The sequence below is a fragment of the Peribacillus sp. YIM B13477 genome, assembly GCF_042787955.1.
GTDB classification, from domain to species: domain Bacteria; phylum Bacillota; class Bacilli; order Bacillales; family DSM-1321; genus Peribacillus; species Peribacillus frigoritolerans.
Genome location: NZ_JBHZPD010000001.1, coordinates 711,404 through 738,000 on the forward strand (window position 1 = coordinate 711,404; position 26,597 = coordinate 738,000).

A 26,597-nucleotide genomic window follows, 5' to 3' on the forward strand; every position below is an offset into this window, starting at 1 on the left:
TCATGTTTGTCACAACAGTAGGAAGAGCCGATAAAGAAACGATGATATTAGCCAAAAGGTTAGCTGAAGAATTGCAAATCCCCTTTATAGCAAGAAGAAAACGATCGGTGAGAGATATCCAAGCGGAACATAATGAAGATGATTGCCTTGTTTTTGGTAAAAAGAGGATGGAGTTATTTCGATACCAGGAAAAAGAACCATTCTTTTTTCATCCGAACCTGGCGATGATCCGTATAAAAAGAATAATGCGCGGAGAGAGTGATCCATTTCTCATTGCCGGAGATATAAATGAAGGGAACGCTGTGCTTGATTGTACCTTGGGATTGGGCTCTGATGCGATTGTCGCAAGTTTCGCGGTGGGTGAACATGGACGGGTTGTCGGATTGGAAGGAAATCAATATTTGGCCTTGCTCGTGGACCGTGGAATGAAAACATGGGAGGATGCAGAAGAAAAAATGATTTCTGCGATGAGAAGAATAGAGGTCAGGCAGGGTGACCATTACGAAATATTGAAAACATTGCCGGATAATCATTTTGATGTCGTATATTTCGATCCCATGTTTGAAGAAACGATTCAGGAATCGAATGGTATCAGGGGACTGACTCATTTTGCGGATGGTAAGGATCTATCGGTTGAAATAATGAAAGAAGCCAAGCGGGTTGCGCGCAAGAGAGTCGTGTTGAAAGACCATTACCGCAGCTCCCGCTTTGAGGAATTTGGATTTGAGGTACTAAAAAGAAAAACATCCAAATTCCATTTTGGCTTCATTTCCATCCAGTGATCACGATTTATAATCTGTTTCGTCCAGACCCATGGCACAGCCTTCCCGGCTTGAATCGGCAGCACCATAGTTCGAGCCATCAGGGTTGATTTGAATCGCTTGGACATTCCCTATTGAGTGGGGAACTTCATTAAAGGCGAAGCCCATTGCTTCCAAGTGGCCTTTGCTAGTCATATCCATTCCAGGCTCCCATTCAATATGAGGCCCCATCGGAGTGAAAATTCTAGGTTCTTCGATGGCTGCTTTCAAATCCATTTTTAAATCGAGTACATTAATGATCGTTTGGACGACTGAACTGATGATGGTTGGTCCTCCTGGTGACCCTAAAGTCAAGATCGGCTCGCCGTCTTTAAAGATGATGGTCGGGCTTTTACAGCTGACTGGGCGTTTATTGGGCTGCACTTCATTCATGCCGCCAGGAATGGAATCAAAATCAGTCAGTTCGTTATTCAGCATGAAACCATAGTCGGAAACCATGATGCCTGATCCGAATGGATGTTCCACTGTAGAAGTGCATGCTGCGATATTACCCCATCTGTCACGGACAGTGAAGTGCGTCGTTTCACTGATCTCTTCTTCATTAGGTTGCGGAATGACTTCCCTTTGTTGCACGGAATCATAAATCCAAGGGTTTCCGAAGTCAATGGCATTATTTCTTGACTTGAAATTAATGAATGAGCGGCGTTTAGCTATATACTCATCATGCATGAGACCTGCCAATGGCAATTCGGCAAATTCGGGATCAGCGAGAAATGCTTTTTTATCTGTAAATGCCAGACGCATCGCTTCTGCGATTAAATAATATTTTTCCCAGGAACGGGCGTCATATTGTTCGATTTGGAAGCTTTCCAAAATTTTCAGGATTTGAATGACCGTGAATCCGCCGGCACTTGGCGCATTTGATGAAGCAATTAAATAATCCTTATAAGTCCCATACATTGGTTCATCGATAGTAGCTTTATAGCCCTTTAAATCAGAAAGCTCCATGAACCCTCCAAGTTCTTGTATGCAGGAAATGATGCCCTCTCCGATTTCACCTTCATAAAAAGCGGAAATTCCTTCACGTTGTAATATCCGATAGGTATTCGCCAATTTTTCTTTAATCAGCAAATCGCCATCCTGATAGGGTTTTCCGTTTGGTATGAAGAACTTACGCGCTTCATCGCCCAATCGATATTCAAAGTTTTTAAGAGCATCGCATAGAACCCAATTGACGGGAACTCCTTTTTCAGCAAATTCAATGGATGGCTCGATAAGTTCTGCCAATGGCTTGCTGCCATTTTCGGCGAGTGCTTCATCCATAGCTTTCAGTATTCCAGGAATGCCAACCGCTGTTGCTTTGATGGATCTCTCTTTAAAAGGGATGACTTCCCCTTTTTCATCAAGAAACATGTTTCGATGTGCGGCTTTAGGTGCCCTTACATGGCCGTCGTATATTTTCGTTTCCTTATCTTTTGCATTATATACCATAAGAAAACCGCTTCCGCCGATACCAGTCATCATTGGTTCAACAACATTTAGGGCAAATTGGATGGCGACGGCCGCATCGACAGCATTTCCACCTTCACGTAATATTTTTTCCCCTATGGAAGTTGCGACAGGGTGAGCTGTAACGACCATTCCGGAGCTCCCTTTCGCAGTTTCCCTTTTGTAATCCTTATCTTTTATCTTCTCATTGTTGTTTTCCAAAATGATTCCTCCATTATTCAGTCCTTTTATCTGCCAAAAAGGTAAACTTATGTTTGGGTGAAAAGAAAACCTTGTCATTGTAGAAAAATGACAAGGAGATTTTTCGTAGGTATTCATTTATTCTTAATCAGCAAATGATAAATATACGAAAAATGCTAATGTTACAAGACATAAAGCCACCATGGCAGTCGAAGCCATATAAGACCCCTCCTTAAAAAGACTTGAATCTAATTAATTTCTCCAAAAATCGTCAAAATCCTTCATTTAAATGTAAATTTATTGATATTTATTAAAAAGTTCGAGTTCATTAAACTTTATATAGGTATTTATCCTTTTTTTTGATTTTTAAAACATGGGTAACTATATATTCGTAATTACCAAAAAATAAAAGTATACTAAATATAAAGACAATACAAAAAAGGAGGGGGAGTGTGAGTTGAAAGCAGCGGTATGGTTCAGGAAAAGTCTCGTCATTTTAGTATCCGTTTTGACGTTTGGTCTTGTTACTCCTTCAGATCTGGCGTGGTTAGCGGAAGCCGATTCGTTAAAGGATACTAAAAAAGGCTTAATGGAAGAAGAGGGATTAGCTTATCTTCCTTCGCAGGATTCGAATGAACTTGAAGAGGAATTCAACCGGGAGGAGTTTTTATCGGACATCCTGAATAAGGCAGAGGAAAACGCATTTATGAAATTTGGCGATAAGATCAATCCAAAAATTGGCGATGAATTCAAAATGGTCATAATACCAAAAATGGAAGAAGCCATTACAGAAATGGCTGCACAATTTCCGGATGAAAAATTACAGCAATTAACAATCACTGAGCAGCCGAGTGCCGGCAGGGCCGAGAAAATATTCCATATTTATGATTCAAACAGCGGCAAGGATATCATCAGATTCCATGTAAGGCAGGAAAATCCCCCATTGGAAGGACATTGGTTCGATTTTCACTATCATACCCATCATGATTCATTTGCCACCCATTATAATATAGGGAAAATATATTGGGATAAAAATACGCCGCCAGAGTGGACGAGTAAACAAAAGCTCTCATAGTGGTGGGTTTCGTTGATTTTATTTAAGTGGAAGAGTATGATGAAATGAAACTTAATAAACATCGAATGATACGTTGTCCTGCAACGTATTTATTTTGTGTTTAAACTTAAAGTAAAGTTTTTATCATAACTGGGAACAATGTTATTTTAAAAGGTTTTTTAAATTAGCTGTTATAGGAACAGAGGAGTCTTTATCATGTCAGAGTTGTTAAATAACATCGTGCAAACGTATGCTCAATTTTTTGACTGGCATATGTGGGTGGAGGTTTTATCCGATCCGGTTAGCTGGGGATTGATTGGAACGCTCGTCTTAATGGAAGGATTACTATCAGCGGATAATGCTCTGGTATTAGCTATAATGGTTAGGCACCTTCCTGAAAAACAACGGAAAAAAGCATTATTTTACGGTTTGTTAGGTGCTTATGCTTTTAGATTTATAGCGATTGGAATCGGTGTTTTCCTTATAAAGCTTTGGTGGGTGAAGGTGATTGGAGCTGCCTACCTTGGTTGGCTCTCGTTTAAATACTTTAGGGATAAAAGAAAAAAACAAGCTGGGATTGACGAAGAAATCAAGGGAATGAGTAAAAACAGCATACTGATCCGAATGTTTGGTACTTTATGGGGAACGGTTGCGGCAGTGGAATTGATGGATATAGCATTTTCCGTCGATAGTGTCTTGGCCGCTTTCGGAGTGAGTGAAAAAGTCTGGGTCCTTTTGACAGGCGGAATGATTGGTGTCTTGATGATGCGGGGAGTGGCCGGAGTATTTCTAAAATTGATAGATAAGGTTCCAGAATTGGAAACTGCCGCTTATGTCCTTATCGGATTCATTGCAATAAAAATGTTAATGGCAGTTGCAGGGATCGAAATCCCGCCTGCGATCTTTTTTGTCTTTATATTACTGATTTTCGGCACTACAATCGTGTATCATTTGAAGAAAGGGAAAAAGGTCAAGGAACATGGCTGAGCGTCATTTAAAAAGCTGTCATCAAAATATAGTAGAAAATTGTCTTTTCAAGACAGATGTTACTTATAAAGAGTTAAGATTATTATCCTTTAATAAATGAATACATTGGAACTACGGGGGCGGAAAATTGAATATAGAAGTTGGCTATTTCCCGAAGAGATATTTTGACTCAAATCCTGATGCTGGAGGTTTTTTCCCGTTTGCAATAGAAGGCACTACACCATATGTTTTCTCAATGGATGGCTTTTATCTACCAGAATGTAATCAAAATTTCCTGCCATTATGGATGAGAAATATTAAAGCATTTCCACTTTATTTTTGTGCTGAGGTTTCTTCTTATTGCAAAGATGAGTTTGAACATAATTGCAAGGAATTCAATATCAGTTATAGATACTTAACTAACCGATACGTTGTTACTGAAATCCAGAATGAAAAGCAGTTTCAGGAGATTTTCCCTTTCTATATTACTCTTGGTAGTGGGAATGATTTAGTTTTATGGTCCACAAACAAAGATGTATTTAGTGTAGAACAAAGAGAATGGAAAGGAAATTGGGAAGGGAAAATTGCAGGAACAGTAGTGGTTAAAGTAGAAGTCGATACAAGTATTTTTTGGATTGGCTATGATGGAGATAACATTGCGGTTATCTCAAGTCAATCGTATTTCGCAACATATAAAAAAATAATCAAGACTTTTCCCGATTTTGTAGTTCCAAAGCTATGTAAGTACGAGTAATTTCAAAAGTTAAAATGATTATGAGACCTCTGATAAGAGAAGGGCTCATTTATTTGACTAAAAACAACAATATTATTTAACATAACCAAAATTTAAAACAAAGTTGATTGAAGTGGAAGGTGCGAGACTCCTGCGGGAAAAGCGAGTCGAGGGTAGACCCCACAGGCGCAAAAGCGCCGAGGAGGCTACCGGACCGCCTGCGGAAAGCGAGTGCCTGGAGCGGAAATCAACGTCTAAATTGTGCACATATAAAAAAACTGTAGGCAAACTTGATTTTTCATCGAGGTTGCCTGCCCGTCTAAAGCTGACATCAAAAATGATGTCAGCTTTTTTTATGGAAAATATCAAGTATTTGAAGAAGAGCGGTAAATGTAGTGAAAAAAAGCAAAGGCAATAAAAAGTTAAGCCATAGAGAAGACAGTAGCGGATGCAGCAGTATGCCAAAGAAAATGGAGAACAGAAAAAGGTCGAGAATGATAAACACTTTTAAACTGTAAATATCAAGGACTTCTTCAGCAAGTTCATGTTGCTCATTCAAGATGGCTTTTTTATTATTGGTTTCCATGCGATCACCTTAAACCTTTTACGATTATATATATTTGATATATGAAAACCGCGGATCAATGGTTCTTCTCAGGGTGAATGTGCAACCAAAATTACCAAAAAAACATAGAACTTTTACATTCTGGCAATATGTTATACTAATATAATAGTATGAAAGATTTAGAGATTTTAAATAACATATATTTTCTTAACGGCATGAAGAATGAAGAAAGGGGAGAAGAGTATGAAAAGGAAGAAATGGTGGTTATCCATTTTTGCATTGTTTGTCTTTTTACTCTCAATGCTCTCCTATTCATTAGCGAAAGATGATGGGGTAAAATGGCGGAATTTACCCAAAGATAATCTTTTAAGACAAGCTGAACTTTTTAAGGGAAATAAAGAATTGCAAAAAATATTTTTATTTCCAGAAGAGGAGTACGATCAAGGGGAAGCACTGAAAATTGCTGGAACCATTAATAAACTGCCTCATTCACTTTTGTTGAAAACAGCGGATAGTGGTGTGAGGATTAAACTATTCGATGGCGATATAACGGAAAATCAATCCGCGGCCAAATTAAAGGGGAAAACTCCACGTGGTTATTTGAATAAAGAAACAACTTGGGATGATGTGCCTGGTATGGGCGGATCACATACGGTATTGGTTAAAATCGGGGCGAGTGACAAAGGCAATGGGCATGGCTCGGTTAATTTGGAACTGCATGAGCTGGGGCACTCCATTGATAATATAGTGTTTGATGGAATCCGTGAAGACATGGATTATTTGAAGATTTGGGGTAAGGAAGTGGATGGGCTGTTTCCTGGGATTACGTATTTTTCCAACTACCCTGAGGAATATTTTGCAGAAACGTTCGCCATGTTTTATGTGAACAATGAACAAAATCAATTGCTTAGACAAAAAGCACCCGAGACTTATAATTTTATTAAACAATTAGATTAAACATTGTGCAATAATACGTTAGAATAAGGTGAATGAAAGTAGAAAAGGTGGTTTATCATGAAGCAATATTTAGATTTATGTAAGCATGTACTCGAAAATGGAACGCAAAAAGGTGATCGTACGGGGACAGGAACGATCAGTACCTTTGGATATCAAATGAGATTCAATTTAAAAGATGGATTCCCTGTACTTACAACGAAAAAGGTTAGTTTAAAAGCGATTATCCATGAACTATTATGGTTTTTGAAGGGGGATACAAACGTTGGGTACCTTCAGGAAAACAGTGTGCGCATCTGGAATGAATGGGCGGATGAAAAGGGGGAATTAGGTCCGATTTATGGTCATCAATGGCGTTCCTGGGGAACGGCCGATGGAAGGCAAATCGACCAAATCAGTGAATTGATCGAACAAATCAAGACGAATCCAAATTCAAGAAGATTGATAGTCAGTGCTTGGAATGTTGGGGAACTGGATGAAATGGCCTTGCCGCCTTGCCATGCTTTCTTTCAATTCTATGTTGCTGATGGCAAGCTTTCATGTCAGCTATACCAACGTTCAGCGGACGTCTTCTTAGGTGTTCCTTTTAATATAGCTTCGTATGCGCTTTTAACGATGATGATCGCCCAGGTGTGTGATTTGGAAGTTGGCGAATTTGTACATACTTTCGGGGATGTCCACATCTACTCTAACCACCTTGAACAAGTGGAACTGCAGTTGACTCGCGACCCGAAACCATTGCCAATCATGAAAATCAATCCAGATGTGAAAAATATCTTTGATTTTAGCTTCGAGGACTTCGTTTTGGAAAATTACGAAGCCCATCCCCATATAAAAGGTGAGGTTAGCATATGATATCGTTGATAGTGGCTATGGATCAAAATCGTGTTATAGGTAAAAACAATAAACTGCCATGGCATTTACCAGCAGATCTGCAGTACTTTAAAAAAGTGACGATGGGCCATCCAATCGTCATGGGGCGAAAAACATTTGAATCGATCGGCAGGGTCCTGCCTGGCCGCGAAAATGTCATCGTCACCCGCAATCAAGAATTTAAAGCGGAAGGCTGCGTAGTATTACATGATATTGCACAAATCAAAATGTTCGCAGATAACCATGAAGAGGAAGTCTTCGTAATTGGCGGAGCCGAAATCTTCAAGGAAATCCTTCCTTTTACCGACCGCCTGTATATTACGGAAATTCATGAAACTTTCGAAGGGGATACTTTCTTTCCCGAGATTGATGAAAATGAATGGGATGAAATCTCCTCAAACCCAGGCAACATCGATGAAAAAAATCGATTTGCACATGATTTTATTATTCTACAAAAAAAATAAAGTGCTAATCCGATTATGGGGAAATGACCATAATCGGATTTTTTTGGTATGGGACACCCAAAAGAAAGAATTTTTAGAAAAATCAATTACATTAATAACAGTAAAGTGCTATAATGATTGAATTCATCAGAAAGGAAATGAGGGATTGTTATGAATCAGACTGCATCTAAGAATAGGGGGATTCAATTGGAAGATATTCTAATTGCCTATAGAGAACTGAAAGAAATCGTTTTACATACTCCTTTACAAAAAAATCAGAGGCTCTCTGAAAAATATGATTGTAATGTTTATTTAAAACGCGAGGACTTACAACACGTACGTTCCTTTAAATTAAGAGGGGCTTACTATAAAATGAAAAGCCTGACCGAGGAAGAGACGAAGAACGGAGTCGTTTGTGCCAGTGCAGGAAACCATGCACAGGGTGTTGCTTTTTCCTGCAGCCAATTGGGCATTCACGGGAAAATTTATATGCCTGCTACAACTCCAAGGCAAAAAGTCGATCAAGTTCAGCTATTCGGCAGGGATAATGTGGAGATCATCCTAATAGGGGATACATTCGATGATGCATTTGCCATGGCGATGGAATGCTGTGAAAAAGAAGAGCGTTCCTTTATCCATCCATTTGACGATGAAAAAGTAATCGCCGGACAAGGTACAACGGCTGTAGAAATCCTGAACGATTGTGAGGATGGAATCGATTATGTATTTGCAGCTATGGGCGGCGGCGGGTTAATGGCCGGAGTATCGAGTTATTTCAAATCGGTTTCCCCAAATACGAAATGCATTGGAGTTGAGCCGCAAGGTGCTGCTTCGATGGAATACTCCTTCAAGGAAGGAAAAGTTACTGAACTTGAAAAAATAGATACATTCGTTGACGGAGCAGCTGTCAAGTGTGTGGGACAGTTGACATATCAGCTTTGTAAGGAAAACCTGGAAGATATCGTTGTCGTACCTTCAGGCCAAATCTGTACGACGATTCTCGATTTGTATAATCAGCATGCGATAGTCGCTGAACCGGCAGGGGCAATATCTGTAGCCGCGTTGGATTCATATAAAGAACAAATCAAAGGAAAAACGGTTGTTTGCATGGTCAGCGGAGGGAATAACGACATTGGGCGCATGCAGGAAATTAAAGAGAAATCCTTATTATATGAAGGGCTGCTTTATTATTTTATCGTGAATTTTCCACAACGTGCTGGCGCTTTAAGGGAATTCCTTGATGAAGTGTTAGGACCGAATGATGATATAAGCCGTTTTGAATATACGAAGAAAAATAATAAAGAAAGCGGGCCGGCCCTGGTTGGTATAGAGCTAAAAGATAAAAATGATTATGAAGGGCTCATCCAAAGGATGAACAAGAAAGGATTCTCTTTCGTAGAAGTCAATAAAGACAGTAATTTATTTCACTTGTTGATTTAAACATGGATAAAATGTTAAATTAGGATAGAATAATACCTATGTTTTTACATTTTATTCTGCCGGCCCAGTCGTATATGGGCATACTGTCGATAATTGTTACCATTCTATGACGGATTGCCAGTTCCCTTTCAATTGGTTGGAAATGGTATTATAATCGGAGTAGGTCTAATTACAACACCAAAGGGGATGTATCCATGTCGAACATTGGAGTACCTGGTCTAATTCTCATCTTAATTTTAGCATTAATTATCTTTGGTCCGAAGAAACTTCCAGAAATTGGCCGTGCTTTTGGACAAACGCTTCGTGAGTTTAAAAAATCCACAAGTGATTTAACAAAAGGTGATTATGAAGAAGATAAGAAGCTACAACAAAAAAATCATGAATGATTGAATGCTGGGCGTAAGATGGAATCGTCTTGCGCCTTTACGCTGTAACAAAGATACGGATTTTCAGATGAAGGCGTGATCAACTGTGGAAGATAAGGAATTAAATATCATCGATCATCTCGATGAATTGAGAAAACGGCTCATCATTACAGCTGTTGCTTTTGTCATCTTTTTTATCGCCAGCTTTATTTATGTTGAGGAGATTTATAATTGGTTCGTGAAAGATCTCGATTTTGACCTGATGGTATTGGGACCGAGTGATATTATCTGGATTTACTTCATGCTTGCAGGTGTCGTAGCCATTGCGGCAACGATACCGGTAATAGCCCTGCAAATCTGGTTATTCGTTAAACCCGCTTTGATGCCAAATGAAGTGAGGGCGACCCTTGCCTATATTCCAGCACTTTTCCTGCTTTTTATCGGAGGGCTTGCTTTCGGTTATTTTGTCATCTTCCCGACCATTCTTCAATTTTTGATTGAATTGGGTGATGGGATGTTCATAACCAGTTTTACAGCTGATAAGTACTTTTCATTCGTATTTAATATGACGATACCTTTTGCTGTTTTATTCGAGCTTCCTGTCGTTACCATGTTTTTGACCTCCCTTGGCATAATAAATCCTTATGTGCTTCAAAAATTAAGGAAGTATGCATACTTTGTACTGGTTGTCATAGCGATATCGATTACGCCGCCTGACTTTATGTCAGACTTTATGGTGATGGTTCCATTGCTGTTATTATACGAAATCAGTATTTCATTATCAAAAGTCGTCTATAAACGAAGGGTAAGACGTGAAAGCTTGCGGGAAGACACCTACGAGGAAGGTTTATAAGAAGAAGCCCATAATGGCATTTTGCCCTTATGGGTCTTTTTTTTATGATTATCAATCTGATTTCTCTGTTTTTTTACACATTTGAATATTTATACTTTTGGATTTATTGTGTATAATATAAGCAATCGGTGAAAAATGAGGATTGATATTTTGATGTTCAAATGCTTGGAATTCAAAGATTGTTTTGGACATAAGGTCACAATTTCAGAAATACCTGTCTTACTGCCTAGTGATCCGAATTTTTTTATGTTGACCGTGCGTTTGGAAATATTTGTTAAGAAGGTTTTTGCCAATAAAGATCATAAAGAAAATTACTCATTTAAGCATTATTTAGCATCCGTACTCAAATGGCCCGTTTACAACAAGCTTTTTTTTGGAAGTTTACTCAATAATGCTTAATGCGGATTGTTCCATAGCTAACATCTCCGTTAAAAGAGATGACACGAATGCCAAGAAGTTACGAATAAATCGGCATGTGTTCAGGTTAGCTCATGGAACGATCTTTTTTTTTGTGTAATCATTTCAAAAGATAGGTATCACTTCAGTCGAAAAATGAAACCTTTGGTTTGAATGCTTACCTTGAATAGGTATAATACAATAGATATGTTAATTTAGGGATGTGTAATGATGAATAAAGTAAAGATAGTAACAGACTCGACAGTAGATATGACACCAGAGGAACTGGAATTTTATGATATTACAATGGTCCCTTTATCGATCTTTATAGATGGGGAGACTTTTTTGGATAAGGTTGAAATCGAACAAGAAGAATTCCTGAAAAGGATGAACCAGTCAAAAGAACTGCCAAAAAGCTCACAACCGGCCGTAGGTACCTTTGTGGAGGTATATGATGAACTCGGAAAAGACGGCAGCGAGATTATTTCCATACATATGACAGGTGGCATGAGCGGTACAGTTCGCTCAGCGGAAAGCGCAGCTAGCATGTCTGAAACGAAGGTTACCGTTCTTGACTCGAAATTCATTTCAAAAGCGATGTCATTTCAGGTGATCGAGGCAGCGAAGATGGCGAAGGAAGGGAAATCCGTAGCAGAGATAATTGAACGATTGGAACATATTAAAAAACAGTCAAGTTTAATCATTGTCATAGAAACACTTGATAACCTCGTTAAGGGTGGAAGGATTGGCAAAGTTTCTGCTTTTATCGGTTCATTGCTGCACATAAAGCCGATTGCAATTCTTGACGATGGTGTACTGAACCCTGTATCCAAAGCCAGGAGCCAGTCACAGGTCGTGAAGTTCATCATCAAGAAGTTCAAAGAAGATACTCAAGGCAAAAAGATTAGAGGCATCGGTTTTGTACATGCAAATGGCCTTGAATTAGCGGAAAAGGTCCGCCACGCCATTGCAGACTTAACAGGATATCAAGATATAAAGATAGAAGCAACGACTGCCGTTGTCAGTACCCATACAGGTGAAGGCGCCATGGCGATCATGTATTATTGGGACTGATAAGGATATACCATATGAAACTGCGTTTGGCGGCGGTTTCGTCCCTTTTACATTTGTCCTTAATTCGTAGAAATAGTTGCTGTCTTCATTCCGGATGGTCTGTTAGAATAAATGAAGTAACAGAATATTTTATACATAAAGGACGGGGTAGGGATGAGAAAGCTGCAATTGCTTATGGCAGCTATGGGAGCATCAATTTTATTGCTGTTGACAGCATGCGGTTCCAATGGTGTACCTGATGCTAAAAATTGGGACCTTGAAGATTTCAGTTATATCGATCAGGAGGGGAAGCCTTTCTCAAAAAGCGATCTTAAAGGAAAGGTTTGGGTAGCTGATTTTATATTCACAAGCTGTGAGACGGTTTGTCTCCCCATGACTTCGAATATGACGAAGCTGCAGCAGCAATTGAAGGATGAAGGGATTAAGGATGTAGAGTTCGTTTCATTTTCCGTGGATCCGGAAATTGACAAACCTGATGTTTTAAAAAAATTTGGTGACCAATTTAATGTGGATTACGGCAACTGGCACTTTCTGACCGGTTATGGACAGGAAGAAATCGAGCAGTTTGCATTGGATAACTTTAAAACGATCGTCAAAAAACCAGAAGCGGAAGATCAGGTGATTCATGGGACCAGTTTTTTTCTGATTGATCAAGAAGGAAAGATCATCATGGATTATACAGGTCTGCAGGATATTCCGTTTGATGAAATCATAAAGCATATTAAAATTTTACAGAATTATTGAACAGGTTGAATGACCTGTTCTTTCTGTTTTCATCCATCTTAATTACCAGGCTTTATCGATGGTGAAAATGAGCAATAAGTTTTTGAAGAAACAGCGGTAGTGAAGAATGATTTTACATGCTAAGTAACATGCTAATTTTTATAGGACTAGCTTTAATTCACAGCGTTTTTCATATTGTATAGTAAGGAATGCTCAATTCTGGAAGTACAATGAAGGTATATTGTTTGCAATCTTTCGTTTTCTGCATGATATAATATATGGGTAGGAAGGTGAGGGTCATGAGGTACAAAATCACCTGTCTTTTCATATGCCTAGTTTGGATTTCAGGCTGCAGTCAAAATGAAACAGCCTCAAATCAGCCATCTGTTCAGCAGAAAAGCATCGTTGAGCTGAGTAAAAAGGAAACCATTCCTGCCAGCTTTTTTCCGGACCCTGTGAAAATCGTGTCAATTGGCGACTCCTTGACTCAAGGTGTCGGTGATAGTAAAGATAATGGCGGGTATCTGCCTTATTTACAAAATAAGCTGGAAAAAGAACCATCGATTACTTCCGTTGAGATGATTAATCATGGCATACGTGGAAATAGGACCGACCAACTATTGAAAAGACTGGATAAGACTAGGATTAAAGAGGACATAAAGCAAGCTGACTCGATTGTCGTCACAATCGGTGGAAATGATATCATGAAGGTCTTTAAACAGAATTTCTCCAATCTGGAACTGAATCAGTTTGATTCGGCAAAAATAGGGTATGAAAAAAGATTAAGGCAGATACTTGATAAGGTTCGTTCCGAAAATGATTCTGCGCAAATATACCTTGTAGGCGTCTATAATCCATTTTCCAAATGGTTCGGAGATTTTTATGAACTTGATATGATCATGAATGATTGGAATGAAAGTGGAAAAGAAATCATTGAAGAATATGATTCAGCATATTTTATTGAAATAGCAGACATTTTCGAGAATCCCGAAGAAGATTTGCTTTATGCCGAGGATTATTTTCACCCAAATGACCGAGGATATGAATTAATCGCGACAAGAATCTATAATGATATGGATATTACCACTATAGGAAAGGACACATTGGAAGCGAGTGCCAAAGGAGATGATGACCAAGAATGACAAATGTCAAATGGAAGACTTTGTTTATTTCCCTATTAGCCTTAAACATCCTGGTCATCCTGTTTGTAACGATTTTAGTTAATCTGCCGACTAAAGATAAAGAGCTGATACCCAAAGTAAGCCGCGAAGAAGATATCCAATTTCAAATTCACACGAATCGGGAAGATTTGACAAGGTTAATCAACCAGTATCTGGATAAAGAGGGGTTAACGGGATCCATTCACTATGAAGTTTATTTAACGGATGAGGTGGAGCTATACGGAACAATGCCATTTTTCAACCGTGAAGTGGAAATGAAATTGACTTTTGAACCAATTGCCCAAAAGAATGGGGATTTGATTCTTAAGCAAAAATCAATTGCAGTCGGTAAAATGAACCTTCCTGTTTCATATGTAATGAATTTGATTAATGAGCGATATAATATGCCTGAATGGGTTAGCATAAGCCCCAATGACGAAAGTATTTATGTGTCCTTACAGGATATGGAACTGAAAAGCGATATAAGGGTGAAGGCGAAAGAATTCGATTTGAAAAATGATGACATTTCATTTTTATTGACCATCCCATCATCATTACAGTGATCATGAATTAATGGATAAAAACCAGGATCGATGCATCCTGGTTTTTTATTCATTTATGGGGAGAGCGTTAGGGTTTCTAGTGAGGATGATTCCCGATTCGATCCGATTATATAAATGGTTGAGGAAGTATTTTCTTGAAATGCTTTGTTTGGCAAAGGGAGTGCGATTTCTTTTGTTCCAGCTTTCCTCACTTCGAAGTCAACTATCATGGGATGAATAGTGAGATATTCGCTTGCTTTCCTGAAATGGAGTTGATCAAAGACGACATCTCCGCCTTTGACCGCAATGTCCACGGAGAGTAAATCATGTGAAAGCTGGATGAATCGGACCTTTGCTTCATTTGGAGGAACAGATGGGTTATCCTCGAAAGGTAAAATTTTCAACGATTCGTTAGCCACGGTAGGTGCTAGAACAATGGTATAGGAAGCTCCGATTTCGAGAGCCACTTTACAGCTTAATAGAGGTGAGGTGTTTTGCCCGCTGCGGTATATATCCAATTGGTACTTACCAGGGGGCAGTGGTGAATAACCATTGCACTCTTTATACGAGAAATTTTTGAGGATACGCATTTCATTTACATGAACATCAAATGGGTGAGCTGTTGGGACAGCATGTAAGAAGCGGACTTGTGCAGGCAGTAGGACAGTTATTTGTTCATTTCTGTATGTTGAATTTTCGAGACTTTTCAAATGTTTATGGTAATAATAATCATGAAATTTCGAATCGCTGTTTTTATAAGACGATAGTAAATCATATGTTTCCGATTTTTGTGGATATGATTGTTTATCGCTCATTTCCAACACCTCTCATTTTTCCATCATGTTTTTAACATATGTAATCATGCTTGGGCGTGTGTCTCCTTTCTAAAAAGAAAGGTAACATTTTCGTGAAAAGGCTCTCGGCATATTATTTTACAGGGGTTTATAAAAACGTTAAAATGCATTCAATGGATGGTTTGTAAAAAAGGAGGATTTTCATTGACAAAGCAATTAGAGAAAGCAACATTCGCAGGTGGATGTTTCTGGTGCATGGTGAAACCGTTCGATGAACAGCCCGGCATCGAATCCGTTATCTCCGGCTATACAGGCGGGAATACGGAAAATCCCACGTACAAAGAGGTTTGTTCTGAAACCACGGGACATTATGAAGCTGTTCAGATCACCTTTGATCCAAACGTATATCCATATGAGAAGATAATTGAGTTATTTTGGCAGCAAATTGATCCGACAGATCCTGGCGGGCAATTTTATGACCGGGGAAGTTCTTATCAAACGGCCATTTTTTATCATGACGAAAACCAACGTGAAATTGCAGAAGCATCCAAAGCGAAGCTGCAGGCGAGCGGGAAATTTTCCGGACCGATCGTAACCCCGATTATACCGGCCAAAACGTTTTATCCAGCCGAGACATACCACCAGCATTACTATAAAAAGCAACCTGAACATTATGAAAGATATTCGACTGGCTCAGGACGTAAAGCATTTATACAACATCACTGGGGGGAAAAAAATGAAAAGTAAAGAAGAATTAAAAAAGAAACTCACTCCGATTCAATATGAAGTCACGCAAAATAATGGAACGGAACCAGCTTTTAACAATGAATATTGGAATTTGAAGGAGGAAGGATTATATGTGGATATCGTTTCAGGTAATCCTCTTTTCACTTCAAAGGAAAAGTTCGATTCAGGCTGCGGTTGGCCAAGCTTCACTAAACCGCTTAAAGAAGAGGAAGTGGTGGAAAACCTCGATACGAGTTATGGCATGAGAAGGATCGAGGTCCGCTCAAAAACTGCCGATTCTCATCTGGGACATGTTTTCAATGACGGGCCGGGACCGTCAGGATTACGCTATTGCATCAATTCAGCATCATTAAGGTTCATCCCGCTCCAAGATCTTGAAAAAGAGGGATACGGGGAATATAAAAAGCTTTTTGATTGATTGGAAAACCCCCTATCAGATTACGATAGGGGGTTATTTATTGAGTAATATTCAATCTGTGATGATTGACGCGATCCGGACATATGGAATGTCGGTCAGGTCCATTGCTTTTGTCCTGCCAGTCACCTCAAAACGGACAGTATGTGAACCGGGGCGAAGCCCATTAGTGACAAATAAATATCTTTCACGGGCAAATGGCCACCATGTATTCAAAGTCGTGATTTCATTTCCGTCGATCCATACATTCACTTCCCCGCCATCAGGACTTCTAAGCAGTTTCACACCAAGCATACTCCCTTTGAAGGTATATTGAATCACACTGCCCTTTTCACTACTAGTGAAATAGCCGCCCATTGGCCGGAAACCGCTCATTTTTTCATAGTGGTCAATTTCCGATAATTCAAAACCGGAACGGGCATGCAGCTTAGTTGGAAGATCCGCTACAGCCTTCTCTTGTTTGATGTTATCCAGGAACCGTTCATAAATGGCATCGGCATATAATTTATACCCCAGCCCATTTGGATGTACCAAATCTTTGGTCAGCTGTTTTTCCGTATATCCTGAATTTTTGAATATCGGCCGCATATCCACATTTGTAGCACCATAATGTTTGGATAAAAGTCCAATGGCTGACGCAAATTCCTCATATTTCAAGGAACTCTCTGTTATTGTGAATAACTCAGCATTAGGGTGGAGCCGTTTTGCCTTTCTCATTAACGCTTCATATGTCATGGTAAAATCATCGACATTCATATATTTGCGGTCATTTTCTCCAAAAACGAAGAAAATCAGATCTTTATGATCATGCTTCCTTCTTTGGGAAAGCTTGAATAGGCCCTCAAAAGCAGTTGATCCGCTTTGGACCACGTAGTCACCGTGTAACGGAATATCATTGGCATCATTCATCTTATTTTCTAGCTGTTTGAACCATGTTAGATTAGGCTTTTCAGCTCCCGATCCTCTTCCGATACTGTCACCAATGACGAGATACTGAATGGGCTGGCCTGATTGGAATTTTTGATAAACATTTATCGAATCATCCGATCCATATGTTTTAGGAACTTTTTGAAGGATATAGCTGATTAGAAGGATCGTGGCGATTGCAGCGAAAGGGATGAAGGATTTTGCGTTCGTTTTCAATTATGTTCCCCCGTATTGCCTTTTATGTATCCATGTAGGTATGAGATAGCTTAAAGAGGCTAAGAATTGTTTTTTCCTTATTATATCCCAATTTTAAAGTAACACAATAAATTTGTGACAATTTTCATGGTTGCTCGTGGGATTTCAGCCATTGAATGAATAACGCTTAAGATGGTGTTGATTGAAGTTTTTTCTTAAATCCAAAAAAATGGGCAAATGCACAGACCAAGGCGGGCGTATCGACATATGGTAAGGTGTAAAGAGAAAACAGAATTCTAAAAGGAGTGAAACTTAATGTACGGATATGGTGGAAATGTTGCAGGACCAGGGTACGGATATGGTGGCGGTGGATACGGCGGCGGTAGCTGCGGATTTGGATCAGGCTTCGCATTAATCGTTGTCTTGTTCATTCTATTGATTATCATCGGTGCTTCATTCTGCTGCTAATTCAATAACCCAAAGACCAGTTGATAAAGCTGGTCTTTTCTTTATGTAAGGAAATTGGTGGTTTGACGGTGGACCTTTCTGATTCCATGGTTGCTGACTGAATCATCATGGATAAATCCAGGGGAACATGGGACAGGCGATACACAGCCATTCCTTTTTTAAATCCTGATTTCTGTGCATCGGGAATGACGTGAGAATTCAAAGAAACTAGCTCGGTGAATGACATACGATAAAGGACTTAGTTTTCTTTGTAAACCATTTCTGCTAAAATAACGACAGAATGTAATTAATTTAGGGGGATAAAGATATGAAACCTTCCCGTTTACAAGCAGGGGATGAAATTCGCGTAATTGCTCCTTCAAGAAGCTTGGCGATTGTCAAAGGGGAACAACGCAGATTGGCAGAAGAAAGATTGACTGAGCTAGGTTTTAAAGTGACATATGGTAAAACGGTTTTGTTCCATGATGACTTTTTCTCGAATTCGATCGAAGACCGGATCGAGGATTTGCATGATGCGTTCAGGGATCCGAATGTTAAGGGGATTTTCACTGCTATCGGGGGGTATAACGCTAACCAATTGTTACGGTATATCGACTATGATTTGATTAAGGAAAATCCAAAAGTGTTGATGGGGTATAGTGATATAACCGCAATTTTATTGGCCATTTATAATAAAACAGGCTTAACTACATATTCAGGTCCTCATTTCTCGACGTTCGGGATGAAGGCTGGTCTGGAATATACGATGGGATATTTTACAAAGGCTGTAATTGAAAGTGAAGGCTTTTATCTTGAACCAAGTGAAACGTGGAGTGATGATTCTTGGCATTTGGAACAGGATGACCGAACTTTCCACCCGAATGCTGGATATATGGTTATTCAGGAAGGTGAAGCTGCCGGGACAATCATTGGGGGAAATCTTTGTACACTCAATCTATTACAAGGTACAGAGTACATGCCATCTTTAAAGGACAGTATCCTTTTCATAGAAGATGACGAAGAAAGCCATCCATTCAGTTTTGACCGGGATTTACAATCCTTGCTCCATCAGCCAGGTGCAAGTGGGATTAAAGGAATCGTCATCGGCCGTTTCCAAAAGGATTCAGGAATGACTGAATATGCTTTGCAGGAAATCATCGCCTCCAAAAAGGAGATAAGTGGCATACCCGTGATCGCTAATGCCAACTTTGGTCATGTTCATCCTTTTGTAACTGTGCCGGTTGGTTCAAAAGCAGTAATGAAAGTGAAGAACGGAAAAGCGACGATCCAGATTCATCCATGAACAGTTTGAAGACGCCGTTCAAAAAATGGACGGTGTTTTAATCTGTTAGGGATATCTATGAATATGGTTTGCATTATGGTGTATATTAGGAGTCTTTCCTCTTGTCAGCCCTGGAAATTGTCCTATTTTACAAGCATTATTTAGGGAATATGAGTCTAATAGTTCAAATTCTTTATTTTTCTGATATAATACTAAGAGATTTAAAATAGAAAAGGTGATTATGTGTTATTAACAATTCCAGCATCCATTCGTTTAGAAGGGGCTTTGGCCGAATATAATAAAAAAGGCCGTGTGAGCCATACATGTTCCGTTTGTAACGAAGACACTTCTAACGGGGATGCAAGTAACTTGAACTACTATAAGTTAGGAACTAAAAAAGTTTGTCATTCCTGCATGAAAAATGTTTTGCGTCATCCGTCTTTAAAAGAGTATGAATATGTACATACTTCAAATATCGATAAAACGGCTTTTTATAAAAATGTGTTGGCTGTTTTAAAGGATGAAAGTTTTTTGGAATCCATTCGTGAAGAAAAACTAAATAGCGTATTGTAAGAAAAAAGTGTATCTCTCGCGGATACACTTTTTTTGTCGCCATTTTTGGACAATCACCCATGAAACCAAGAAATTATCCGTATACATGCTTAGGACAATTTCCTTAGCAAGATTGCCTTCATCTGGACATACACTTTACTATATGGCATTTGTTTTTAAAGAGAAGGAGTGTGTGGGCTTATGGAGCAGTCTTCATTGATCAAACCGGTCCTGGGAGGAGCCTACCCGACTATCAGTCATGGTCAGGGAGTGTTTTTATACGATAAAAATGGAAAGGATTACCTCGATGCTTCTTCCGGTGCCGTTACAGCCAATATTGGCCATGGAGTCCAGGAAATCATTGAGGCTATGGTAAAACAGGCTAAACAGGTTTCGTTTGTGTATCGTTCCCAATTTACCAGCGATGCTGCAGAGAAACTCGCCGGAAAAATTGCAGAATTGACCAAAGGGGAACTGACATACAGCTTTTTTGTAAACAGCGGCTCCGAGGCTACTGAAACGGCATTGAAAATTGCCATTCAGCATTGGCAGGAAAAAGGGAAGCCAAAGAAACAGAAAATCATATCGAGATGGATGAGCTACCATGGCATCACGATGGGAGCTCTTTCAATGTCTGGACATCCGATTCGCCGGGAACGCTTTACTCCTTTACTTGAATCATATCCTTCTGTATCTCCTCCATATTGTTACCGATGTCCACTTCAACTTGACCAACATACTTGCGGAATGGCCTGTGCTTCGGAATTGGAAGCATCAATCCGGCGCATTGGCAGTGAGAATATAGCGGCGTTCATTGCAGAACCTGTTATCGGCGCAGCCGGAGGGGCCATTGTTCCTCCTGACGGTTATTTTCAAAAACTCAAGAAAATCTGCGAAGAGAATGATATTTTATTCATTGCTGATGAAGTAATGACCGGTTTTGGACGTACCGGTAAGATGCTTGCTTCCGAATATTGGGATGTGGAACCTGACATCGTAACATTAGGAAAAGGTATGAGTGGGGGGTATACCCCAATAGCGGCAGCAGTAATGACCAAAAACGTGATGGAACCCATAATGAAAGGTTCGAAGTCAATTATAGGAGGTCATACTTTAAGTGCGAATCCGTTATCATGTGCGGTATCTTTGGCGGTTTTAGACTATGTCGAAAGGAATGAACTAGTCGAAAAATCAGCCGACAGGGGGAATTACCTGATTAGGGGCCTGAAAAAGTTGGCAGGGAAGTATTCCTTTATCGGTGATATACGCGGGAGAGGTTTATTGATTGGCATCGAATTTGTCCTGGATAAAGCAACGAAGTCCCCATTTCCGAAGGATGCAGATGTGACCAATGAAATCATTGAATTGGGAATGAGGAACGGAATCCTTCTTTATCCCGCAGCTGCAGGCCTTGACGGTGTAACCGGGGCAGCGCTCATCATCTCCCCGCCGCTAACGATATCGGAAGAGGAGTGTGCTGAATTGTTAATGAGGGTCGATATAACCTTTGGACAATTTAATGACTCGATAGGTAAACGATCATCACAACAAGGAAGTGAGTCATAGTGGTGGAAAATTCGTTCCAGAAGATTTGTCGTTTGGAAGATGTCCGCCATCACTTTAAAGATAAACAGTCCATCCTATTTGGGGGATTCGGTGGTATAGGGACGCCTCCGGGATTGATCAATGTGATTTTGGAATCAGGTATTAAGGATTTAACCTTGATTGGGAACGATACAGGTTTCCCAGATATCGGAATCGGAAAACTGGTCACCCAGCGCCGAGCGAAAAAAGTCATCGTTTCCCATATCGGTTCCAATCCCAATGCAGGACTATTAATGAACAATGGTGAACTCGAAGTGGAGTTCTGTCCGCAAGGGACACTTGTCGAACGCATCCGGGCCGGAGGGATGGGACTCGGCGGGATATTGACCGATATTGGAATGGAAGCCGATATCGTCCGGGAAGGGAAGCAAACCGTAAAGCTAGGTAAGAAAAATTATCTGGTGGAATCGGCATTAACTGCAGATATCGCCATTGTTTACGCAGAAATGGCTGATCCTTATGGAAATCTTCTATTCGATAAAAGTGCCAGGAATACGAATCCAATCGTTGCTGCGGCCGGACAGATCACTATAGTCGAAGTCAGGCAAATCGTTCCGCTGGGCACTTTGGATCCAGAGAACATCATTGTACCGGGTGCCTTTGTGGATTATATCATTCCTTCAAAAGGAGTCGATTGGAAATGGGTTTGGGAACAGGGGATAGAAACAGAATAGCGAAACGGGCAGTAGCAGAAATAAGCGATGGGATGCTGGTCAATTTGGGAATTGGCATTCCATCACTTGTACCGAATCATCTTTGGGATGATCATAAAGTTATGTTTCATGCAGAAAATGGCCTTGTGGGAATTGGCAGTACTCCTGAAACGGGGAAGGAAGATGCGCATCTTTGCAATGCTGGGGGATTGCCGATCACCATTAGAGCCGGGGCTTCTTACTGCGACAGTACTGTTGCATTTGGAATGATACGCCGCGGCAGGGTGGATATCACAATTCTAGGAGCCCTTCAAGTAAGTCAAGCGGGGGATCTCGCTAATTGGATTGTTCCGGGAAAGCGGGTGCCAGGCATGGGCGGTGCAATGGAACTGGCTGCAAAGGCAAAAAAGGTCATTGTCTTGATGGAACATAACGATAAAGCGGGCATGTCTAAATTAGTCAAAACATGTACGTTGCCGTTAACAGCCCCAAAATGCGTACATATGATCATCACCGAATTAGGCGTGTTTTCCGTAACTTCGGAGGGCCTTCTATTAACTGATGTATTTGATACGTCCAGCATTGAGGAAATCAGGAATCGGACCGAAGCCTTGTTTACCGTCTCTGAAAACATCCACAAATTAAAAGAATGAGAGAGGAGAATGGATATGTATGAGGAAAAAATAAGAACATGGCTGAATGAACATCGGATGAATGGGGTTCAGCTTTTGCAAAAACTGGTTCAGGAACCGAGCAAAAGGGGCCAAGAAGGAAGTGCACAAGCAATAGTGGTCGAAAAGTGCAGACAACTTGGTCTGGAAATAGACCTTTGGGAAATCGGGGATGAACAATTAAGAAAACATCCCCATTTTTATTGCGACCGCAGGGATTTTAAAGGAAATCCGAACCTTGTGGCCATTAAAAGAGGAACAGGCAAGGGAAAATCCCTTATTTTAAACGGACATATTGATGTAGTTCCTGAAGGAGATCATGCAGCTTGGCACGATGAACCCTATAGCGGCAAGTTGATGGACGGGAAAGTTTTCGGGCGGGGAACGACGGATATGAAAGGCGGCAATGTATCTTTATTGCTGGCCATTGAAGCGATCGTCGAATCTGGAATCCAATTGAAGGGGGATTTGATATTTCAGAGTGTGATTGAAGAGGAAAGCGGTGGTGCCGGCACACTTGCGGCAGTCATACGCGGATATAAAGCTGATGGTGCAATCATTCCGGAACCTACAAATATGAAACTATTCCCATTACAGCAAGGTTCGATGTGGTTTCGGCTGAGAATAAAAGGCAAGTCTGCACATGGAGGCACTAGGTATGAAGGAGTCAGTGCAATTGATAAAGCGGTTGTTGTAATGAAAGAAATCAAGATGCTTGAACAAGAACGGAATGAGTCACTCCGTCATTCACTCTATAAAAATGTCCCTATCCCCATTCCAATCAATATTGGTAGCATTCAAAGCGGGAATTGGCCTTCCTCCGTGCCGGATACAGCCGTCCTGGAAGGAAGATTCGGCATCGCCCCTACAGAAACCATGGAAGAGGCACAAAAATCGCTGAAGGAGCGAATAGATGCTTTAAACGAGAGTGATGCATGGTTCAAAGAAAGACCTATTGAATTAGAATGGTTTGGGGCCAGATGGCTGCCTGGCAATCTCGAAATCAATCACCCGCTCATGAAGACAATTGGCACATGCTATGAAAAAGTGGTCGGGGAAGAACCGCTTGTCGAAGCTTCACCATGGGCGACGGATGGAGGGTATCTTTCATCGGTTGGTTCTACCCCCGTCGTTGTGTTTGGACCAGGGGAAACGAAGATGGCCCATGATTCGAACGAATATATAGAGGTGGATAAAATGTTGGAAGTTGCGGAAATCATCGCTTTGACCATTATTGAATGGTGTGGGGTGGACCAGGAATAATCATTTTTCCAAGGTCTGATCCAGGAAGGGTCAGGCCTTTCGCAACAATTTTCGAAGATGTGAAAGGAGCGGGACAAATGGAGGTTGGAATCATCGAAAAAAGAATTCGAAAGCCAATGTGTACCATACATATTACGATCGACCATTTTAATAAGCGAATCAGGGTTGATGATTATCTAGGGCATTTTCAAGAATGCGTGGAGGAAACCTTGAAGGTGGCTAAAAGCATATCAGCAGAAAAAATCATCTTCAAGTCCCGCAAGGAAAACGTTATGGCATTGCTTGCTCAGGGCTTTCTATATGAAGGAAGCATCGATAAATTCTTTTTGGGAAGCGATTGTTTCTTCCTTGTTAAATATAACCGGAATGAAAGGCGCAACAGTGCTGAATGGGAAAGGGAAGATCAAATCCTTACCGATGTTCAGATGCTGCCGATTAAATCCGGACTGGATGAACCGCCGTCAGCCTATCAAGGCCGTAAAGCTGAAGTGGCAGATGCACTTCAGCTGGCCCAACTGTATGGGAAGGTTTTCGAGGTGTATCCCACACCGATGAATGATCCGGTATATGTGAAAAAGTGCATGGAAATGGGAACGGTTTTTTATATTTATGTCCATGAAGAGAGGATCGTCAGTGCTGCTTCCGCAGAAATTAATTCCTTTTACCATAATGCAGAAATCACTGATTGTGCGACATTGCCGGAACATCGGCAGCACGGCTTGATGAAACACTTGATTTCCGCGCTTGAAGACTATCTTATTTCACACGGCATTTATTGTATCTATTCGATTGCCCGGTCGCTCTCGTTCGGCATGAATGCTGCATTGCATCAGCATGGATACTCGTACCGCGGACGTTTGGCCAATAATTGTTATATCTTTGATAAACTGGAAGATATGAATCTTTGGGTGAAAAACTTTAGTTGAATGCTCATTTTTAGGCGGTTCATGACAAGTTTTTGGCATTTCCTCATATACATCTAGCAAGAGGGTATTGAGGAGGGATAGCTTGCCTAGTGAATTTTTTAATACAAGTGAAGTGTTGGAAGCGATATTAGAAACCATTGATGAAGGCATTCATGTGATAGATCCAAAAGGACAGACCATCTTTTATAACGAAGTGGCCGCCAATCATGATGGGATGAAAAGAAGTGAAGTGCTCGGGAAACCGTTGCTTGAAGCGTTCCCTTCTTTGAATCATAAATCATCGACGTTACTCCGGGTCATTAAATCTGAAAAACCAATCTATAACTATAGTCAATCGTATGTAAATGCTCATGGGCGTATCATTGAGACGCTAAATACTACACTACCCATATATGTAGATGGGTTTATGATAGGTGCAATAGAGATTGCAAAGGATTATTCAAGCTTGAAGCAATTATCGGAAAGGTTAGCTGATCTGGAAAGCTCGCTCAAGACAATCAAAAGCCCTCAAAGGAAAACGACTGGGAACGGCGGTTTGTATTCTTTCACTGAAATCCTGACAAGTGATAAGGGGTTTAAAGGTTTGATATCCCAAGGTAAAAAGGCTGCCCGCTCCACCTCATCGGTATTGGTTTATGGGGAAAGCGGTGTAGGAAAAGAGCTTTTTGTTCAAAGCATCCACCAGGAATCGAGCCGCAGTAATGAACCTTTCATCGCGCAAAATTGTGCGGCCTTACCCGAAAGTTTATTGGAATCGCTACTATTCGGTACGGCAAAAGGAAGCTACACTGGTGCTGTGGAGCGACAGGGATTGTTTGAATTGGCCAACGGCGGAACCTTGTTTTTGGATGAATTGCAATCAATGCCGATTGACTTGCAGGCAAAGCTTCTGCGCGTGCTTGAAGATGGGTTCATCAGGAGGATAGGTGGCACAAAAAGTGTACAGGTGAATGTCAGGATCATGGCAGCGATGAATATTGATCCGAAAAAGGCCGTATCGGAAAATAGGCTAAGGCCGGATTTATTTTACCGATTGAACGTATTGAGCTATGAGCTGCCTCCGCTAAGGGAGCGGATTGATGATATAGAGCTTCTTTCTGAACATTTCATATCAATATTTAACAGTAAATTAGCATTGTCCATAAAAGGCATGGATGAGAAGACTAAGGATTTTTTTCGGAAATATGACTGGCCTGGAAATGTAAGGGAACTTAAACATACGATAGAATTCATGATGAACCATACGGAGAATGATGTTTTGAATCTTGAAGATCTGCCCCAGTTTTTAAAGAAGCGCAACCCTTCCGAAAAAATACTTCCGCTTCGTGAGGCCATGATTGAGATAGAAACGAAATTGATTACCGAGGCCCTTCTTCAAACGAACGGTAACGTTTTCCAAGCATCGAAGCTATTGCAAATTCCAAGACAGACCTTGCAATATAAAATAAAAAAACATATTTGATGGAAAAAATCCGGATGCAGCCTGCAGTCCGGTTTTTTTTATGGGCATTCGAATTTTTGGGTCATTT

The 26,597-nt window shown here is 40.4% G+C and carries 30 protein-coding genes; 26 read left to right on the top strand and 4 right to left on the bottom strand.

The genetic code is table 11. The annotated features are described in order from the left end of the window. Positions 1-2: 2 nt before the first annotated feature. On the top strand, positions 3-782 hold the full coding sequence (locus ACFX4H_RS03520) for a class I SAM-dependent methyltransferase (RefSeq protein WP_241634205.1): 780 nt from the start codon (positions 3-5) through the stop codon (positions 780-782). Here ACFX4H_RS03520 and ggt read toward each other — a convergent pair whose 3' ends face one another. Beyond that, positions 783-2,471, bottom strand: coding sequence for a gamma-glutamyltransferase (gene ggt / locus ACFX4H_RS03525; protein WP_237752060.1), 1,689 nt, complete (start codon positions 2,469-2,471; stop codon positions 783-785). 436 nt (positions 2,472-2,907) lie between these two features. On the opposite strand from ggt, the gene ACFX4H_RS03530 reads away from it, so the two are divergent. The 3 genes from ACFX4H_RS03530 to ACFX4H_RS03540 all read left to right on the top strand — a co-directional run bounded on the left by ACFX4H_RS03530 (position 2,908) and on the right by ACFX4H_RS03540 (position 5,224). Beyond that, the gene (locus tag ACFX4H_RS03530; protein ID WP_377433948.1) at positions 2,908-3,525 is read left to right on the top strand and encodes a YpjP family protein; all 618 of its coding nucleotides are present in this window, start codon (positions 2,908-2,910) and stop codon (positions 3,523-3,525) included. Between the two features lie 195 nt (positions 3,526-3,720). Next, complete coding sequence (locus tag ACFX4H_RS03535) at positions 3,721-4,491, top strand: TerC family protein (protein WP_034307571.1); 771 nt, start codon at positions 3,721-3,723, stop codon at positions 4,489-4,491. Positions 4,492-4,618: 127 nt separating this feature from the next. After that, the gene (locus tag ACFX4H_RS03540) at positions 4,619-5,224 is read left to right on the top strand and encodes a hypothetical protein (RefSeq protein ID WP_377433951.1); all 606 of its coding nucleotides are present in this window, start codon (positions 4,619-4,621) and stop codon (positions 5,222-5,224) included. 322 nt (positions 5,225-5,546) lie between these two features. Here ACFX4H_RS03540 and ACFX4H_RS03545 read toward each other — a convergent pair whose 3' ends face one another. Beyond that, complete coding sequence (locus ACFX4H_RS03545) at positions 5,547-5,789, bottom strand: hypothetical protein (RefSeq protein WP_048686776.1); 243 nt, start codon at positions 5,787-5,789, stop codon at positions 5,547-5,549. Positions 5,790-6,011: 222 nt separating this feature from the next. Here ACFX4H_RS03545 and ACFX4H_RS03550 point away from each other — a divergent pair, with 222 nt between their 5' ends. The 11 genes from ACFX4H_RS03550 to ACFX4H_RS03600 all read left to right on the top strand — a co-directional run bounded on the left by ACFX4H_RS03550 (position 6,012) and on the right by ACFX4H_RS03600 (position 14,612). Continuing rightward, positions 6,012-6,725 (top strand): anthrax toxin lethal factor-related metalloendopeptidase, encoded by a 714-nt coding sequence (locus ACFX4H_RS03550; RefSeq protein WP_377433954.1) that lies wholly within the window; start codon positions 6,012-6,014, stop codon positions 6,723-6,725. A 57-nt stretch (positions 6,726-6,782) separates the two neighbouring features. Beyond that, positions 6,783-7,577 carry a thymidylate synthase gene (locus ACFX4H_RS03555; RefSeq protein WP_048686772.1) on the top strand — a complete coding sequence of 265 codons (795 nt, stop codon included), beginning with the start codon at positions 6,783-6,785 and terminating at the stop codon, positions 7,575-7,577. Further along, positions 7,574-8,059, top strand: coding sequence for a dihydrofolate reductase (locus ACFX4H_RS03560; protein WP_034307562.1), 486 nt, complete (start codon positions 7,574-7,576; stop codon positions 8,057-8,059). The genes ACFX4H_RS03555 and ACFX4H_RS03560 overlap by 4 nt, the downstream gene beginning before the upstream one ends. A gap of 150 nt (positions 8,060-8,209) precedes the next feature. Beyond that, on the top strand, positions 8,210-9,478 hold the full coding sequence (ilvA, locus tag ACFX4H_RS03565; protein ID WP_249598174.1) for a threonine ammonia-lyase IlvA: 1,269 nt from the start codon (positions 8,210-8,212) through the stop codon (positions 9,476-9,478). 194 nt (positions 9,479-9,672) lie between these two features. After that, the gene (gene tatA / locus ACFX4H_RS03570; protein ID WP_034307557.1) at positions 9,673-9,864 is read left to right on the top strand and encodes a twin-arginine translocase TatA/TatE family subunit; all 192 of its coding nucleotides are present in this window, start codon (positions 9,673-9,675) and stop codon (positions 9,862-9,864) included. A gap of 85 nt (positions 9,865-9,949) precedes the next feature. Next, positions 9,950-10,696 (top strand): twin-arginine translocase subunit TatC, encoded by a 747-nt coding sequence (tatC, locus tag ACFX4H_RS03575; protein WP_034307555.1) that lies wholly within the window; start codon positions 9,950-9,952, stop codon positions 10,694-10,696. Between the two features lie 153 nt (positions 10,697-10,849). Further along, a complete protein-coding gene (locus tag ACFX4H_RS03580) occupies positions 10,850-11,095 on the top strand; it encodes a DUF2535 family protein (protein ID WP_225988704.1) in 246 nt (81 codons plus the stop codon). Positions 11,096-11,323: 228 nt separating this feature from the next. Then, on the top strand, positions 11,324-12,166 hold the full coding sequence (locus ACFX4H_RS03585; RefSeq protein ID WP_063590833.1) for a DegV family protein: 843 nt from the start codon (positions 11,324-11,326) through the stop codon (positions 12,164-12,166). Positions 12,167-12,319: 153 nt separating this feature from the next. Then, entirely contained in the window at positions 12,320-12,910 is a 591-nt protein-coding gene (locus tag ACFX4H_RS03590) for an SCO family protein (RefSeq protein WP_048686762.1), read from the top strand. Between the two features lie 278 nt (positions 12,911-13,188). Then, positions 13,189-14,031 carry an SGNH/GDSL hydrolase family protein gene (locus ACFX4H_RS03595; RefSeq protein ID WP_063590834.1) on the top strand — a complete coding sequence of 281 codons (843 nt, stop codon included), beginning with the start codon at positions 13,189-13,191 and terminating at the stop codon, positions 14,029-14,031. Beyond that, entirely contained in the window at positions 14,028-14,612 is a 585-nt protein-coding gene (locus tag ACFX4H_RS03600; RefSeq protein WP_063590835.1) for a YpmS family protein, read from the top strand. Before ACFX4H_RS03595 ends, ACFX4H_RS03600 begins: the two co-directional genes overlap by 4 nt. Positions 14,613-14,665: 53 nt before the next feature. On the opposite strand, the gene ACFX4H_RS03605 is transcribed toward ACFX4H_RS03600, so the two are convergent. Beyond that, a complete protein-coding gene (locus ACFX4H_RS03605) occupies positions 14,666-15,406 on the bottom strand; it encodes a DUF4397 domain-containing protein (protein ID WP_328137954.1) in 741 nt (246 codons plus the stop codon). A 156-nt stretch (positions 15,407-15,562) separates the two neighbouring features. Between ACFX4H_RS03605 and msrA the strand changes: the two genes are divergently transcribed. Both msrA and msrB read left to right on the top strand, forming a co-directional pair. Then, the gene (gene msrA / locus ACFX4H_RS03610) at positions 15,563-16,132 is read left to right on the top strand and encodes a peptide-methionine (S)-S-oxide reductase MsrA (protein ID WP_376708697.1); all 570 of its coding nucleotides are present in this window, start codon (positions 15,563-15,565) and stop codon (positions 16,130-16,132) included. Further along, positions 16,122-16,550 carry a peptide-methionine (R)-S-oxide reductase MsrB gene (gene msrB / locus ACFX4H_RS03615; RefSeq protein WP_034307536.1) on the top strand — a complete coding sequence of 143 codons (429 nt, stop codon included), beginning with the start codon at positions 16,122-16,124 and terminating at the stop codon, positions 16,548-16,550. The genes msrA and msrB overlap by 11 nt, the downstream gene beginning before the upstream one ends. 51 nt (positions 16,551-16,601) lie before the next feature. On the opposite strand, the gene ACFX4H_RS03620 is transcribed toward msrB, so the two are convergent. Next, positions 16,602-17,690: an SGNH/GDSL hydrolase family protein gene (locus ACFX4H_RS03620; RefSeq protein WP_084737686.1), complete on the bottom strand. Its 1,089-nt coding sequence runs from the start codon at positions 17,688-17,690 to the stop codon at positions 16,602-16,604. Between the two features lie 294 nt (positions 17,691-17,984). On the opposite strand from ACFX4H_RS03620, the gene ACFX4H_RS03625 reads away from it, so the two are divergent. The 9 genes from ACFX4H_RS03625 (at position 17,985) to ACFX4H_RS03665 (ending at position 26,530) form a co-directional block, all read left to right on the top strand. Continuing rightward, positions 17,985-18,137, top strand: a complete 153-nt coding sequence (locus tag ACFX4H_RS03625) for a YjcZ family sporulation protein (RefSeq protein WP_072273171.1) — start codon at positions 17,985-17,987, stop codon at positions 18,135-18,137. 307 nt (positions 18,138-18,444) lie between these two features. Continuing rightward, a complete protein-coding gene (locus tag ACFX4H_RS03630) occupies positions 18,445-19,419 on the top strand; it encodes a S66 peptidase family protein (protein WP_034307532.1) in 975 nt (324 codons plus the stop codon). Positions 19,420-19,641: 222 nt separating this feature from the next. Continuing rightward, complete coding sequence (locus ACFX4H_RS03635) at positions 19,642-19,971, top strand: hypothetical protein (RefSeq protein ID WP_034307530.1); 330 nt, start codon at positions 19,642-19,644, stop codon at positions 19,969-19,971. A 180-nt stretch (positions 19,972-20,151) separates the two neighbouring features. Next, positions 20,152-21,516, top strand: coding sequence for an aspartate aminotransferase family protein (locus ACFX4H_RS03640; protein WP_377433958.1), 1,365 nt, complete (start codon positions 20,152-20,154; stop codon positions 21,514-21,516). Between the two features lie 2 nt (positions 21,517-21,518). Next, positions 21,519-22,229 carry a 3-oxoacid CoA-transferase subunit A gene (locus ACFX4H_RS03645; RefSeq protein WP_034311204.1) on the top strand — a complete coding sequence of 237 codons (711 nt, stop codon included), beginning with the start codon at positions 21,519-21,521 and terminating at the stop codon, positions 22,227-22,229. Further along, entirely contained in the window at positions 22,196-22,861 is a 666-nt protein-coding gene (locus tag ACFX4H_RS03650) for a 3-oxoacid CoA-transferase subunit B (RefSeq protein ID WP_377433961.1), read from the top strand. The genes ACFX4H_RS03645 and ACFX4H_RS03650 overlap by 34 nt, the downstream gene beginning before the upstream one ends. A gap of 9 nt (positions 22,862-22,870) precedes the next feature. Then, positions 22,871-24,142 (top strand): peptidase, encoded by a 1,272-nt coding sequence (locus ACFX4H_RS03655; RefSeq protein WP_241634183.1) that lies wholly within the window; start codon positions 22,871-22,873, stop codon positions 24,140-24,142. A 77-nt stretch (positions 24,143-24,219) separates the two neighbouring features. Next, positions 24,220-25,068 (top strand): putative beta-lysine N-acetyltransferase, encoded by an 849-nt coding sequence (gene ablB / locus ACFX4H_RS03660; protein ID WP_377433963.1) that lies wholly within the window; start codon positions 24,220-24,222, stop codon positions 25,066-25,068. A gap of 82 nt (positions 25,069-25,150) precedes the next feature. Then, positions 25,151-26,530 carry a sigma-54 interaction domain-containing protein gene (locus tag ACFX4H_RS03665; protein WP_377433966.1) on the top strand — a complete coding sequence of 460 codons (1,380 nt, stop codon included), beginning with the start codon at positions 25,151-25,153 and terminating at the stop codon, positions 26,528-26,530. Positions 26,531-26,597 lie beyond the last annotated feature (67 nt).

What these genes read in the sequence shown, in the direction of transcription:
- ACFX4H_RS03520 (WP_241634205.1), top strand. Translation starts at nt 3, where the DNA reads ATGTTTGTCACAACAGTAGGAAGAGCCGATAAAGAAACGATGATATTA.
- ACFX4H_RS03535 (WP_034307571.1), top strand. Translation starts at nt 3,721, where the DNA reads ATGTCAGAGTTGTTAAATAACATCGTGCAAACGTATGCTCAATTTTTT.
- ACFX4H_RS03545 (WP_048686776.1), bottom strand. Translation starts at nt 5,789, where the DNA reads ATGGAAACCAATAATAAAAAAGCCATCTTGAATGAGCAACATGAACTT.
- ACFX4H_RS03550 (WP_377433954.1), top strand. Translation starts at nt 6,012, where the DNA reads ATGAAAAGGAAGAAATGGTGGTTATCCATTTTTGCATTGTTTGTCTTT.
- ACFX4H_RS03555 (WP_048686772.1), top strand. Translation starts at nt 6,783, where the DNA reads ATGAAGCAATATTTAGATTTATGTAAGCATGTACTCGAAAATGGAACG.
- ACFX4H_RS03560 (WP_034307562.1), top strand. Translation starts at nt 7,574, where the DNA reads ATGATATCGTTGATAGTGGCTATGGATCAAAATCGTGTTATAGGTAAA.
- ilvA (WP_249598174.1), top strand. Translation starts at nt 8,210, where the DNA reads ATGAATCAGACTGCATCTAAGAATAGGGGGATTCAATTGGAAGATATT.
- tatA (WP_034307557.1), top strand. Translation starts at nt 9,673, where the DNA reads ATGTCGAACATTGGAGTACCTGGTCTAATTCTCATCTTAATTTTAGCA.
- ACFX4H_RS03580 (WP_225988704.1), top strand. Translation starts at nt 10,850, where the DNA reads ATGTTCAAATGCTTGGAATTCAAAGATTGTTTTGGACATAAGGTCACA.
- ACFX4H_RS03585 (WP_063590833.1), top strand. Translation starts at nt 11,324, where the DNA reads ATGAATAAAGTAAAGATAGTAACAGACTCGACAGTAGATATGACACCA.
- ACFX4H_RS03590 (WP_048686762.1), top strand. Translation starts at nt 12,320, where the DNA reads ATGAGAAAGCTGCAATTGCTTATGGCAGCTATGGGAGCATCAATTTTA.
- ACFX4H_RS03595 (WP_063590834.1), top strand. Translation starts at nt 13,189, where the DNA reads ATGAGGTACAAAATCACCTGTCTTTTCATATGCCTAGTTTGGATTTCA.
- ACFX4H_RS03600 (WP_063590835.1), top strand. Translation starts at nt 14,028, where the DNA reads ATGACAAATGTCAAATGGAAGACTTTGTTTATTTCCCTATTAGCCTTA.
- ACFX4H_RS03605 (WP_328137954.1), bottom strand. Translation starts at nt 15,406, where the DNA reads ATGAGCGATAAACAATCATATCCACAAAAATCGGAAACATATGATTTA.
- msrA (WP_376708697.1), top strand. Translation starts at nt 15,563, where the DNA reads ATGGTTTGTAAAAAAGGAGGATTTTCATTGACAAAGCAATTAGAGAAA.
- msrB (WP_034307536.1), top strand. Translation starts at nt 16,122, where the DNA reads ATGAAAAGTAAAGAAGAATTAAAAAAGAAACTCACTCCGATTCAATAT.
- ACFX4H_RS03625 (WP_072273171.1), top strand. Translation starts at nt 17,985, where the DNA reads ATGTACGGATATGGTGGAAATGTTGCAGGACCAGGGTACGGATATGGT.
- ACFX4H_RS03630 (WP_034307532.1), top strand. Translation starts at nt 18,445, where the DNA reads ATGAAACCTTCCCGTTTACAAGCAGGGGATGAAATTCGCGTAATTGCT.
- ACFX4H_RS03640 (WP_377433958.1), top strand. Translation starts at nt 20,152, where the DNA reads ATGGAGCAGTCTTCATTGATCAAACCGGTCCTGGGAGGAGCCTACCCG.
- ACFX4H_RS03650 (WP_377433961.1), top strand. Translation starts at nt 22,196, where the DNA reads ATGGGTTTGGGAACAGGGGATAGAAACAGAATAGCGAAACGGGCAGTA.
- ACFX4H_RS03655 (WP_241634183.1), top strand. Translation starts at nt 22,871, where the DNA reads ATGGATATGTATGAGGAAAAAATAAGAACATGGCTGAATGAACATCGG.
- ablB (WP_377433963.1), top strand. Translation starts at nt 24,220, where the DNA reads ATGGAGGTTGGAATCATCGAAAAAAGAATTCGAAAGCCAATGTGTACC.